The sequence below is a fragment of the Pseudoselenomonas caprae genome, assembly GCF_008271345.1.
Lineage (GTDB): Bacteria > Bacillota > Negativicutes > Selenomonadales > Selenomonadaceae > Selenomonas_A > Selenomonas_A caprae.
Map to the genome: position 1 here is coordinate 1 of NZ_VTOZ01000042.1, position 12316 is coordinate 12316.

Below are 12316 nucleotides of genomic sequence, written 5' to 3' on the forward strand. Positions count from 1 at the left end.
GCGAATATGCTAAGGAAAAGTGTTATTATGGTTACAGAAATGCGGCATTTTATTTGCTAAAATCACTGTTGTAAGCAGATGGGAGAGAGAATGTGTAGTATATTTTAGGAGGTTTTTGACGATGAAAGGATACGTAGATAAGGATTTATGCGTGGGCTGTGGCATGTGCACGGGGGCGTGCCCTGAGGGGTTCCGTTTTGGCGATGACGGGCTGGCTGAGGGCTATCAGGAGCTGCCTGCGGACAGCGTCGATGATGCGCGGCAGGCGGCGGAGGACTGCCCGGTCGGCGCGATTACGGTAAAATAAGGAGCGTTCTTACTTGCGGCCGGTTGTGTTCTATTATATGATATAGAAAGTAACGATTTTGATTGCGAGGGGGCAGGTACATGGGCGAGAAGAATGACAGGGCGGTTCGGGCGATGCGCGAATTCCTTGAGGCCGTTGGGGTAGATCTCACGGCGCGGGGGATGGAGAAGACCCCGGAGCGCGTGGCGCAGATGTACCAGTACCTGTTCAGCGGTATCGGCAAGGATACTTTCTCCATCTGGGGGGAGACCTTCGACGCGGGCTCGGATGGCATCGTGGCTGTGCGCCACATCCCGTTCTACTCGATGTGCGAGCACCATCTTGTGCCGTTCTTCGGCGAGGTGAGCATTGTCTATCTGCCGGAGAACGGCCGCGTGGCGGGCTTTTCGAAGTTCGCACGGCTGGTCGATATCCTCTCGCATCAGCCGCAGCTGCAGGAGCGGCTGACGGCGCAGATCGCCGCCGCTGTCTGGCATGATCTCGGAGCCCGGGGCGTGCTGGTCACGGTCGAGGCCCAACAGCTCTGTATGACCATGCGGGGTGACCTCGCGCATGGCACGCGGACCGTCACTTCGGAATGCACCGGTGTATTCCAGACGGATTCTGCGCTCTATCATCAGGCGTGGATGATACTGGGAGGAGAAAAATCATAATGACAGCTATCCGTAAGTACACGTTTGCCGATGGAAAGGAACTCACGCTGGGCGAGCGCACGCTCGTCATGGGCATCCTCAATGTGACGCCGGATTCGTTTTCGGACGGCGGCCGCTGGAATACGCGTGATGCGATGCTGCGGCACATGGAGGAGATGGTGCGCGATGGCGCGGATATCATCGACCTGGGCGCTGAGTCGAGCCGGCCGGGTTTCACGCCGATGCCCGCGGCTGAGGAGATCGAGCGGCTGCTGCCGTTCCTTGATGCGCTCGTCGCTGAGTGCCCTGTGCCCATATCGGTGGATACGTTCAAGGCGGAGACGGCCAAGGCGGCGGCTGCGCATGGCGCCCATATGCTGAATGACATCTGGGGCTTGCAGTATGCAGCCGAGCCCGGTGCGATGGCAAAGGTGGCTGCGGACTGCGGCCTGCCGATTGTCGTCATGCACAATCAGGACGGGAAAGAGTACGCGGGGGATATCATCGCGAGCATGCAGGCGTTCTTCCGCCGCAGCCTGGCGCTGGCGGACGCGGCTGGCGTCAAGCGCGAGAACATCATCCTCGACCCCGGCATTGGTTTCGGCAAGGATGTCGCGGGCAATCTCGAGGTCATGCGCCGCCAGCGCGAGCTTCTGACTATCGATGGCGAGGAGTACCCGCTGCTGCTCGGCACGAGCCGCAAGAGCTTCATCGGTGCGACCCTTGACCTGCCTGTCGAGGAGCGCATGGAGGCGACAGGGGCCACTTGTGTGCTCGGCATCGAGCGCGGCGCGGGGATTGTCCGCGTCCACGACGTGCTGCCGATCGCGCGCATGGTCCGCATGACCGATGTGATACTCAGGAGGCACTGATATGGATAAGATAAAATTGACGGGGCTGGAGTTCTACGGCTATCATGGCTGCCTGCCCGAGGAACGCGAGCAGGGGCAGCCCTTCTATATCGACTTGACGATGTATGCGGATCTGCAGCCTGCTGGCGTCAGCGATGATCTCGCGCAGACCATCAACTATGCGGAGGTTTATGCGACGGTCAAGGCCATCGTCGAGGGTGATCCGTGCCAGCTCATCGAGACAGTCGGTGAGCGCGTGGCAACGGCGGTGCTGCAGGGCTATGCCAAGGTGCAGAAGGTGCGTGTGACGGTGCATAAGCCGCAGGCACCGCTGCCGGGCAAATTCGGCGATGCGGCCATCAGCGTCGTGAGGACGCGCGCATGAGTGCGATAAGACCATACGCCGTCTGGCTGAGCCTCGGGGCGAATCTCGGCGACCGCGCTGAGACGATCCGCGCGGCTCTGCGTCAAATAGATACTGTGACTGCCACCCGCCTTGTGCAGGTGGCTTCTTTCTATGAGACGGCCCCGTGGGGCAAGCTCGACCAGCCGGGGTTTATCAATACGGCGGCAGAGATCGAGACGAGCCTGCCGCTTTATGATTTGCTCCATGCGATGCAGCGCATTGAGCAGGCATTGGGCCGCGTGCGCCACGAGCATTGGGGGGCGCGGACCATCGACATCGACCTGCTGGCCGCTGAGGGCAAGACCTCCGATACGGCGGAGCTGCGCCTGCCGCATCCCTATCTTACCGAGCGGGCCTTTGTGCTGCGGCCGCTTTTGGACATCGCCCCGGAGCTGGTGGTGGCGGGGCGCACGGTGCGCGACTGGTGGGCAGAGCCTGCCATCCAGGGCCAGCAGATCAGCCGGGCGGCGGAGGTGAGCAGCCCGTGGCCGCTGCAGATGATCGCAGCGGCTGATGAGGCTGGCGGCATCGGCCTGGCGGGCCAGCTGCTCGTGCATGCCCCGGAGGATATGGCACATTTCAAGGACTTGACTCTGGGGCATATCGTCGTCATGGGACGCAGGACGCAGCAAAGCTTGCCGGGCGCTGCGCCGCTGCAAGGACGCATCAATATCGTGCTGTCCCGCACGCAGGGAGATATCCCCGGATTTAGCGTTTGCCATAGCCTTACGGAGCTTTGGCAGCTGCTTGGAAGGCTCACGCTGGCGCAGCCGCAACGGAAAGTCTGGTGCATTGGCGGCGGCGAGATTTACCGTCTGTTGCTGCCGTATACTGAGGCCATTGCGCTTACACGGCTGCGGGGGCGGTATCGGGCGGATACGTTTTTCCCCGACATCACGGCGCAGTTCCGCGAGGAGGTGCAGACGGCAGGGGAGGCGCAGACGGCAGTCGCCAGCTTCTGCCGCCTGGTGCGGCGCCATGGCGGCCAATAGGAACAGGAAAGGAACGCGAACCAATGGAAATCTTTCATAATGACTGGGCAGACTATCTGAATGAGGAGCTGAAGCAGCCGTACTATCGCCAGCTGCGCCAGTTCCTCATCCAGGAGTACCGCACGCATCGCATCTATCCCGATATGTATGCGATCTTCAATGCACTGCATTATACGAGCTATGCCGATACGAAGGTCGTCATCCTCGGGCAGGACCCCTATCATGGCCCGGGGCAGGCCCACGGCCTGTCATTCTCGGTGCTGCCGGGGGTACAGCCACCGCCGTCGCTGGTGAATATCTTCAAGGAGCTCCACGATGACCTCGGCTGCACGATCCCCGCTACGGGCTGCTTGAAGCCTTGGGCGGAACAGGGCGTGCTGCTGCTCAACACCGTGCTGACCGTGCGCGAGCATCAGGCGGGCTCCCATCAGCGGCAGGGCTGGGAAATCTTTACCGACAAAATCATCAGCCTGCTGAACGAGCGCGAGAAGCCCATGGCCTTCATCCTCTGGGGCACGCCGGCGCGCCGCAAGAAGGCGATGATCACGAATCCGAAACACTACATCGTCGAGTCGCCGCATCCAAGCCCGCTGTCGGCACATCGTGGTTTTTTCGGCAGCCGGCCGTTCTCGAAAGTCAACGATTTCCTGCGTGCTACGGGGCAGGAGCCGATTGATTGGCAGCTCTGATCTTGGGGACGGAAAGCAATGTGGAATCAGTTCTACATTTTGCTTGCCTTTTCCGGGAAATTTGTCTAAAATAATAGTAGACTATCGCAAGGATTTTGCGGCTTTACGGAGGATGGCATGAATCAGAAGGTGACGATAAAGGATGTAGCGGAGCTGGCCGGTGTATCGAAGAGCACGGTTTCCCGTTACCTGAACCAGGGATATATCAGCGTCGAAAAGCAGGAGCGCGTCAAGAAGGCCATCGAGCAGACGGGGTTCAAGTCGAATTTCTTCGCCAAGCGGCTCAAGACGAAGCAGAGCAAGCTCATCGGCATCGTGCTGCCACGCATGGACTCGGTGACGGTCGGCAAGCTGCTGGCTGGCATCAGCCGCATCCTTGAGCCAGCGGGTTATCAGGGCCTCCTGCTCGTGAGCAAGCTCTCGGGCCGCAAGGAGATCGAGAATATCCGCAGCCTCCAGCAGCAGGGCGTCGACGGCATCCTCGTCGACTCGGTGGGCATCAGCGAGGAGCATGTGAAGCTCACGAAGAGCGGTACGGTCCCTGTGCTCTATACAGGCCAGAAACATCAGGATGTGCCCTATGTCAAGATCGATGACAAGGCCGCGGGCCGCATGATGGGCGCATATCTGCGGCAGATGGGGCATAAGCATGCCGTCTTTGCCGGGGTCACGGAGACTGATATCGCCGTGGGCGTCGACCGCAAGCAGGGCTTCATCGATGCCTTCACGGAGGGGCGGCCGGAGGCCAAGGTGGACTTCGTCGAGACGGGGTTTGACTTCCTGTCGGCCTATAACTGTGGCGAGGATGTCCGCCGCTGCGGTGCGACGGTTGTCGTCGGGGCGACGGATAACATCAGCCTGGGCATCCTGCGCTATTTCCACGAACGCGGCCTTCGCGTCCCCGAGGATATATCGGTTGTCGGCTTTGGCGGCTATGAGGTCGGTGCTGTCGTCTATCCGGCGCTCACGACGATTTCGTTTGACTATGAGCTCGTTGGCATGAAGGCGGCACAGTACCTGCTTGATTTGCTGCATGGCAAGCCCTTGGAGCAGAATATGGAGATGCCGTTGTTCTTTGTTGAGCGGGAGAGCGTGCGCAATCTGACTGGCACCTTGTGCCAGCCGCAGCCATCATCGCTCACAGGCATGGCCTGAGGCAAAAAAAGAGCTGTGAGGAAATCATGGGGAGATGATTCCTTCACAGCCCTTGTGGGATTCCTGCTTGGTGTTATTTCTTGGTGAACGTGATGTGGGCGCCATTCGTCAGGACTGGCAGTCCTGACCCTTTGACGATGATCTGGCCTGGCATGGAGCCTTCAGCATTGAATACGAGCGTGCAATGACCTTCCTCGCGGAGGTTGTCGTTAGCGGCGTCACCGACTTTTTCGACCGTGTACTTGATGCCACCCATCAGCAGCTTGTCGCCCTTTTTGATATCTTCTTTGAGTTCGCCCGGCGTGTGTTCGATGACCATGTCGGCAAGGTTCGGACGGATGCCCTCATCGAGCAGGATGGCGCTGTTGTTGTTCTCTAAGAACGTCTTGGCCAGGTTGCCGATAGCGGTAATCGATACATCATACTTGATATCCATATGATTCATTCCTCCATTATCCATAACACACAATATTCATACCACAATGGTCCGGTTCTGCCACCTTACATCTTTGGTAACTATTATTATAACATATTTTTTATGCGTAAAAGGGGACATTTGCCCTTTATTTATCGGATTTTCACGTTTTTGGCCTATTTTTAACTTTTTGTAAAAAAATCGTCAAAAAGGTGTTGACAAGAAGATATAGTTTGCGTATAATATTTTGTGTTGACAGCAGAGATGCTGATGACACAGGGGTATCGCCAAGTTGGTAAGGCACGGGTCTCTGAATCCCGCATGCGTTGGTTCGAGTCCAGCTACCCCTGCCATATGAAGATGCAGCACCGCGAAAGCGGTGCTTTTTTGTGTATGGATTGCAGTTTGTCTGTTAGTTCGAGATTACAATAAGTTTGATACAGCTCAGCTGGGGTGAGGGTGGGTGCACTTTTTCTCCGCTCCGCTAAATGACCCGCGCTGGCAGGTTGTACGTACCTAGGTACATGCGCCGGGCAGGCCGGCGGCGCGCCAATACATCTTGACGTTCTAGTTTATACCTACCGCGTGCCATCCCTCACTGCGTTCGGGCAATCGCTCCGTCTACGAAGAAAGTGTACCCACCCTCGCCCTCCGTTATGTTGGGATAATCCTGCTCTGTTCCGGCGATAGGTCACGAATTACATCGATGTGCTTGTTACGGGAGAAACGGTTCGTACCATCTCAGATTTCCATTACCAAAGGGGCGAACGGGGTAGTGCTTCTTTCTGTCTGGAGCGACTGTCCTGCGCAGCAGGACTGGGCCGTAAGCGCATAAGCTAGACTCCGATGTGTACGCCGCGACCTGGTGACGGGAGCAGGTAACTAAGTCCGCAAAACTAGGCATGCGGTCCATTTAGCGGAAACAGAAAAAGTACTACCCCGTGAACCCCGCGCTTCGTAGTATCGGGATTCCATACGGACGCATACACCTCATCCGAGCGCTTCGCGCCCACCTTCCCCTCGGTAAGGGGAAGGCTAGAACTAACCCGGCAAACTGCAATTTGTAGGAAAAAAGCAGGAGCACCAACATGCTTTCGCATGGGCGCTCCTGCTTTTTTAGTGGTTAGCCAGCTGATAGATCTCAATCGCCATCGCTTTGTCAAGCGGATGGAAGTTGCCGAGTTTTTTGGTGTCACCGGCAGTGGCCATGTCGGCGAGGTAGGCGATGCTGTTCTTGTCCTGGACGCCGATGCCGAGTTCGGTGAAGTTTGTCGGCATGCCGAGGGAGCGGAAGTATTCGACCATGGCCTTGATGCCGGCCTGGGCCTTTTCTTCGTCGCTGCCGCTGGTGATGCCGAAGATGCGCTCGGCGAACTGGGCGAAGCGTGGCACATCATCGCGCCATACGTACTGGGCCCAGGCTGGCCAGATGGTCGTCAGCGAGGCGCCGTGCGTGACGTCGAATCTGCCACTGAGTTCATGGCCGAGCTTGTGGCAGGTGAAGTCCTTGGCGCGGCCGAGTTCTGTGAAGTTGCAGTGCGAGACGCTGCCGCACCACATGATCTCGCTCATGGCGTCGTAGTCCTGCTGGTTTTCCACGGCGACCTTCGACTGGGCCATGACGTTCTTGAGCAGCGATTCAGCGACGAGGTCGGTGAAGGCGTTGGTTTCCTTGCAGCTCGTGAAGTAGCGCTCGAGCGTGTGCATGAGGATATCCGAGATGCCGCAGACGAGCTGCTTTTTCGGCACCGTGAAGGTGAGCTCCGGATTCATAAAGGCGATGGCCGGGCGGTTGAACGGCGTGTTGAGCCCGGCTTTCTTGCCGGTTTCCTCATTGGTGATGACGGCAGAGTCGCTGGTCTCGCTGCCAGCGGCGGCCAGCGTCAGGATGCTGGCGACCGGCATGGATCTGGTGAGTTTCTCGCGTCCACACCAGAAATCCCAGACATCGATGCCGGGGTTTGCCGTGCCATGGGCGATGGCCTTGGCGCTGTCGATGACGCTGCCGCCGCCAATCGCGAGGATGAAGTCCGCCTGGAAGGCGAGGGCCGTGCGCACGCCCTGGCGTACGAAGCCGAGGCGCGGGTTCGGCTGGACGCCGCCGAGCGTCTGGACGGCAAAGCCAGCTGAGAGCAGGATGCGCTCAACCTTGGCGAGCAGGCCGGATTTGACGACACTGCCGCCGCCATAGACGATGAAGATATGGCTGGCGCCGTATTCGCGCAGCTTCGTGGCGACTTGTTCCTCGGCACCACGGCCAAAGACGATTTCTGTCGGACATTTGAAGTTGAAACTTTGCATGGAAATCCTCCTATCTGCGTAATGATGCTAACTTCTAGCATAGCAGGGAAAAATCCTGCTTTCAAGTGAGCAGGTCACACTTTGTCCGCTTATGATGCGCCGAGGAGCGGGCCATAGGTGTAACAGTGTTCACCAAAATTTTGCTGAAGTATAGCCAAGGGCGGTTCTTTCTGCTAGAATCTAGTCTTGTCTGAAAAGATTTATGGGAAAAAGATTGAAGGAGGCCGGAGGTTTTTGAATACAAAACGCGCGGAGCTGCTGATGCTCTTTGTGACGTTCTGCTGGGGTTCGTCGTATCTGTTCATGAAGGAAGGGCTTGACTCGATTGGGCCCTTCACGCTGGTGGCTTATCGGTTTGGCATTGCTTTTGTGGCGGCGGCATTGCTTTTGGGTAAGGCGTGGCGCAAGGTGACCTGGGCGATGGTGAAAGCGGGCTTTATTGTCGGTGCCATTGTCTTTATCGCGTTCAGTGCGCTGGTCATCGGTCTGGAGTCGACGACGACCTCGAATGCCGGCTTTATCACGAGCCTTATGGTCGTGTTCATCCCATTCGTAGAAAAGATCGTTTACCATCGCCCGGTGCGGCGTGGCATCCTGGCGACGTCGCTGCTTTCGGTAGTGGGCATTGGCTTTTTGACGCTGCAGGATGGTCTGCGCCTCAATCCTGGCGATGCGCTCTGCCTGCTCGGCGCGGCGCTCAATGCCGTGCAGGTCTGCTATGCGAGCCGGCTGCTCGTCAAGATGGATGCACTGGTACTCAGCGTATTGCAGTTCGGCTTCACGGGGCTTATGGGGCTTGGCGTGGCACTTGCTTGTGAGACAACAGCATTGCCGTCTGGTGGTGCTGGCTGGTTTGCCGTCTTTTATCTGGGCCTTGTCTGCTCGGCCTTTGGCTTTATTGCGCAGCTGGTCGCGCAGAAGTATACTTCGGCTGAGCGCATCGGCATCCTGTTCTGCCTTGAGCCGGTGTTTGCGGTCATGATTGGCGTCATCTATCTGCATGAGCCGTTCGGCGCGGCCAGCCTGGCTGGCGCAGCCTTGGTACTGGCTGGTGTCATCTTGTCGGGACGCCAGGGAAGAGAGGAGACGCGCAAGAAAGCAGGAACGGTTGAAGCTTGCGATTGATCGGCTGAGATTGTCTATTTCTGATATACAAAGCAGGAGTTTGTCTGTAAATGGCGAACTCCTTTTTTAGTTCTCGATATGTCGCAGTATTCATATGTTTCTGAAAGTGTTTTTATGCAGAGCGGTGTTTATTGTATACATATTATAAATTTACAAAAATGCTGGATTTTTAAAATCGTATCTGCTATGATGTAAAAGTATATGGCAGAATATACATAGTTTCTATGTATTTATAAGCATATTAACGCGCGTTTTCGCGAATTGTGTGTGCATTACTAGGAGGGACCCCGATGAAGTCAGAGATCACCATCAAGATGGCTAGATGCAAAGGCTGTGGAATCTGCGTTGCATTCTGCCCCAAACAGGTGCTGGCGCTCGATGAGCTCGGCAAGGTACAGGTGGCAAACGGTGACGCTTGCATCGCCTGCGGTCAGTGCGAACTGCGCTGCCCGGATTATGCGATTTTTGTAGACAGGGGGGCAGAAGCATGAGCAAGGCAAGATTGATGCAGGGCAACGAGGCCTGCGCAGAGGGCGCTATCGCCGCTGGAGTCCGTTTCTTCGCGGGCTATCCGATCACCCCGTCGACGGAGGTCGCTGAGACCATGGCCAAGCTTTTGCCGCAGGTCGGCGGCAAGTTTGTCCAGATGGAAGATGAGATTGCGAGCATGGGCGCTATCCTTGGCGCATCGCTGGCAGGCCAGAAGGCCATGGATGCGACGTCGGGCCCGGGCTTCTCGCTCAAGCAGGAGCTCATCGGCTATGCGGCCTGCGCAGAGATCCCGTGCGTGCTCGTCAATGTCCAGCGCGTCGGTCCCTCCACGGGCCAGCCGACGGCGCCTTCCCAGGCCGATGTCATGCAGACCCGCTGGGGTACCCATGGTGACCATCCGATCATCGCGCTCTCGCCCTGGAGTGTCCGCGAGACCTTCGATGCGACGGTCATGGCCGTCAACTACGCCGAGCGGTTCCGCACGCCGGTCATCCTGCTGATGGATGAGGTCGTCGGCCACCTGCGCGAGAAGGTCGAGCTGCCGGAGGCCAGCGAGCTTGACATCTATCCGCGCCGCGCGCCGAAGAAGACGCGGGCTGAAGGCTATGAGCCGTTTGCGCCCGATGCGGATCTCGTGCCGAATGTCGCTGACTTCGGCCAGGGCTATCATATCCATGTCACGGGCCTCCTGCATGATGATACGGGCTTCCCGGTGGGCAGCCCGCAGGTCACGGAGACCTCCATCCGCCGCCTGCATGAGAAGATTTCCCGCGTCGGCGAGGAGATCATCCATACGGAGGAATACTTCATGGAGGATGCCGAGTACGCAGTCGTCTCCTTTGGCGGCACGGCACGCACGGCCTATGAAGCCGTGCAGGATGCCCGCAAGAAGGGGCAGAAGGTCGGCCTGCTGCGCCTGATGACCATCTGGCCCTTTGCGGACAAGGCCATCGAGCGGCTGGCGGCAAAGGTCAAGGGCATCATGGTCGCCGAGCTCAACTATGGGCAGATCGTCCATGAGGTGCGCCGTGCGGCTGCCGGCCAGTGCCCGGTCGAGTTCTGCGGCAAGTACAACATGAAGGCGTTCGAGCCGGATGAGATCGCGCTCGGTATCGACAAGCTTTGCGGGGAGGCATAACCATGGAGAGAAGCTACGAGAAATATTTCCGCCAGAACCGGCTCCCGCACCTCTGGTGCCCGGGCTGCGGCAATGGCATTGCGATGAAAGCTATCGTGCAGGCCATCGAGAAGAAGGGCCTGTCCCAGGATAATACCGTTATCGTTTCGGGTATCGGCTGCTCGTCCCGTGCGTCGGGCTATATGGATTTTGATACGCTGCATACGGCCCATGGCCGCGCCATTCCGTTTGCCACGGGGATCAAGCTGGCCAATCCGGACCTCAATGTTGTCGTCATCACGGGCGACGGCGACTGCACGGCTATCGGCGGCAATCACTTCATCCACGGCTGCCGCCGCAACGTCGACCTCACGGTGGTGCTGTTCAACAACAATATCTACGGCATGACGGGCGGCCAGGCTTCGCCGATGACACCGCTGGGCAAGAAAGCTACGACGGCTCCGTACGGCTCGGTGGACAGGCCTTTTGATGCCTGCCATCTGGCTGAGGCTGCTGGTGCTACCTATGTGGCCCGTTCGACGGCATTCCATGAAAAACATCTTGTCGATATGATTGCCGGTGGTTTTGACAATAAGGGCTTCTCCTTCATCGAGGCGCTCGTCCAGTGCCCGACGGCGTATGGCCGCAAGAACAAGATGGGCAGTCCTGCCAACATGCTCATGTGGATGCGCGACAACGCCGTCATGAAGGCGGCCTGGGACAAGCTGCCCGCTGAGGCGAAGGCGGGGGAGAAGTTCCCGATCGGCTGCTTCTATCAGGCCGAAGCCATGGATTATGATACGGCCTACGATCAGGTCATCGAGCGGGCAGGAGGTGCGTCGAAATGAGAAAACAGCTGAGATTATCGGGCTCGGGCGGCCAGGGCGTCATCACGGCGGCCATCATCCTCGCCGAGGCGGCCGTCGCTGAGGGCAAGGAGGCGGTGCAGTCGCAGTCCTATGGGCCGGAGGCCCGCGGCGGTGCCTCGAAGTCCGAGGTCATCATCGACGACAAGACCATCTATCATCCGCATGTACTCGTGCCGGATCTCGTGCTGGCGATGACGCAGAAGGCGGCGGACAAGTATTATAGCGACTTGGGCCCCGAGGGGCTGCTGGTCCTCGATGACAGCCTCGTGCCTGAGACACCGGATTTCCCCCATGTCGTCCGCATACCGATCACGAAGCTGGCCATCGAGCAGGTCGGCAAGCCCTTGTTTGCCAATATCGTCGCGCTCGGTGCGCTCGTGCGGCTGACAGGTATCGTTGCCTTCGATACCATCAAGGAATCGGTGGCACACCGCGTGCCGCCGCATACGGTCGAGCAGAATATGAAAGCGCTGCAGGTCGGCTGGGATGCCGCTGGCAGCGTGGCCAAATAAAAAAGGGTAGGAAAAATGAGGAATCATTTTTCCTACCCTTTTTTACAGCCATACATGACGCAGGCAAAGTGTGATGAAACATACGACGGCAATGCCGAAGGTGAAGAATTCGATGCACCGCACGGGGTACGCGTAGTGCAGCGGGATGTCGACGACGCGCGGCACGTTGCTGGCAAGCAAAGAGGCGGCAATCGAGATATAGAGGAGTACATTGACGGGCGGGATAGCCGTTGCCGTTGCGATAGCCCGAATCAGCAGGTAGCAGGCAAAGGCGATAAAGAAGTACGCAAGCTTGTCCGCGTGGAGACGGGGAGGCATATGATCACATCCTTTGTCAGCATTCTGTACATCCCGTACAGATTTTTTATCACGATTTCTGAATATATTTATAATAATTCGCGGATTTGCGGGAAAATCCTGCTAAGTTTGCAGAAAGGCATTAAGTTCCGGGAT

The 12316-nt window shown here is 57.9% G+C and carries 15 protein-coding genes and 1 tRNA gene; 13 read left to right on the top strand and 3 right to left on the bottom strand.

All coding sequences use genetic code 11. The features are described 5' to 3' along the window. The first annotated feature begins 121 nt into the window (after positions 1–121). The 7 genes from FZ041_RS13785 to FZ041_RS13815 all read left to right on the top strand — a co-directional run bounded on the left by FZ041_RS13785 (position 122) and on the right by FZ041_RS13815 (position 5032). Positions 122–307 (top strand): ferredoxin, encoded by a 186-nt coding sequence (locus FZ041_RS13785; RefSeq protein ID WP_075445852.1) that lies wholly within the window; start codon positions 122–124, stop codon positions 305–307. 80 nt (positions 308–387) lie between these two features. Further along, positions 388–960 (top strand): GTP cyclohydrolase I, encoded by a 573-nt coding sequence (gene folE, locus FZ041_RS13790; protein ID WP_075445853.1) that lies wholly within the window; start codon positions 388–390, stop codon positions 958–960. Further along, positions 960–1811, top strand: coding sequence for a dihydropteroate synthase (gene folP / locus FZ041_RS13795; protein ID WP_149189983.1), 852 nt, complete (start codon positions 960–962; stop codon positions 1809–1811). Before folE ends, folP begins: the two co-directional genes overlap by 1 nt. Before the next feature lies 1 nt (position 1812). Continuing rightward, positions 1813–2175, top strand: a complete 363-nt coding sequence (folB, locus tag FZ041_RS13800; protein ID WP_149189984.1) for a dihydroneopterin aldolase — start codon at positions 1813–1815, stop codon at positions 2173–2175. Beyond that, positions 2172–3188 (top strand): 2-amino-4-hydroxy-6-hydroxymethyldihydropteridine diphosphokinase, encoded by a 1017-nt coding sequence (gene folK, locus FZ041_RS13805; RefSeq protein ID WP_255449445.1) that lies wholly within the window; start codon positions 2172–2174, stop codon positions 3186–3188. The genes folB and folK overlap by 4 nt, the downstream gene beginning before the upstream one ends. Before the next feature lie 23 nt (positions 3189–3211). Further along, positions 3212–3877: a uracil-DNA glycosylase gene (locus tag FZ041_RS13810; RefSeq protein WP_075445857.1), complete on the top strand. Its 666-nt coding sequence runs from the start codon at positions 3212–3214 to the stop codon at positions 3875–3877. Positions 3878–3994: 117 nt separating this feature from the next. Continuing rightward, positions 3995–5032 carry a LacI family DNA-binding transcriptional regulator gene (locus FZ041_RS13815; protein ID WP_149189985.1) on the top strand — a complete coding sequence of 346 codons (1038 nt, stop codon included), beginning with the start codon at positions 3995–3997 and terminating at the stop codon, positions 5030–5032. 73 nt (positions 5033–5105) lie between these two features. On the opposite strand, the gene FZ041_RS13820 is transcribed toward FZ041_RS13815, so the two are convergent. After that, a complete protein-coding gene (locus tag FZ041_RS13820) occupies positions 5106–5468 on the bottom strand; it encodes a PTS glucitol/sorbitol transporter subunit IIA (protein WP_149189986.1) in 363 nt (120 codons plus the stop codon). A gap of 256 nt (positions 5469–5724) precedes the next feature. On the opposite strand from FZ041_RS13820, the gene FZ041_RS13825 reads away from it, so the two are divergent. Further along, positions 5725–5800 (top strand) — tRNA-Gln (locus FZ041_RS13825). Between the two features lie 763 nt (positions 5801–6563). On the opposite strand, the gene FZ041_RS13830 is transcribed toward FZ041_RS13825, so the two are convergent. Continuing rightward, positions 6564–7748 (bottom strand): iron-containing alcohol dehydrogenase, encoded by a 1185-nt coding sequence (locus tag FZ041_RS13830; protein WP_149189987.1) that lies wholly within the window; start codon positions 7746–7748, stop codon positions 6564–6566. Positions 7749–7982: 234 nt separating this feature from the next. On the opposite strand from FZ041_RS13830, the gene FZ041_RS13835 reads away from it, so the two are divergent. The 5 genes from FZ041_RS13835 (at position 7983) to FZ041_RS13855 (ending at position 11863) form a co-directional block, all read left to right on the top strand. Then, positions 7983–8873, top strand: a complete 891-nt coding sequence (locus FZ041_RS13835; RefSeq protein WP_149189988.1) for a DMT family transporter — start codon at positions 7983–7985, stop codon at positions 8871–8873. A gap of 290 nt (positions 8874–9163) precedes the next feature. Beyond that, positions 9164–9364, top strand: coding sequence for a 4Fe-4S binding protein (locus tag FZ041_RS13840; protein ID WP_075443570.1), 201 nt, complete (start codon positions 9164–9166; stop codon positions 9362–9364). Beyond that, positions 9361–10503, top strand: a complete 1143-nt coding sequence (locus FZ041_RS13845) for a 2-oxoacid:acceptor oxidoreductase subunit alpha (RefSeq protein ID WP_075443572.1) — start codon at positions 9361–9363, stop codon at positions 10501–10503. The genes FZ041_RS13840 and FZ041_RS13845 overlap by 4 nt, the downstream gene beginning before the upstream one ends. A 2-nt stretch (positions 10504–10505) precedes the next feature. Continuing rightward, positions 10506–11330 carry a 2-oxoacid:ferredoxin oxidoreductase subunit beta gene (locus tag FZ041_RS13850; RefSeq protein ID WP_075443574.1) on the top strand — a complete coding sequence of 275 codons (825 nt, stop codon included), beginning with the start codon at positions 10506–10508 and terminating at the stop codon, positions 11328–11330. Further along, complete coding sequence (locus tag FZ041_RS13855; RefSeq protein WP_149189989.1) at positions 11327–11863, top strand: 2-oxoacid:acceptor oxidoreductase family protein; 537 nt, start codon at positions 11327–11329, stop codon at positions 11861–11863. The genes FZ041_RS13850 and FZ041_RS13855 overlap by 4 nt, the downstream gene beginning before the upstream one ends. 42 nt (positions 11864–11905) lie before the next feature. Here the strand turns inward: FZ041_RS13855 and FZ041_RS13860 are convergent, their stop codons facing one another. Further along, the gene (locus tag FZ041_RS13860) at positions 11906–12181 is read right to left on the bottom strand and encodes a hypothetical protein (RefSeq protein ID WP_075443578.1); all 276 of its coding nucleotides are present in this window, start codon (positions 12179–12181) and stop codon (positions 11906–11908) included. Positions 12182–12316: the final 135 nt, after the last annotated feature.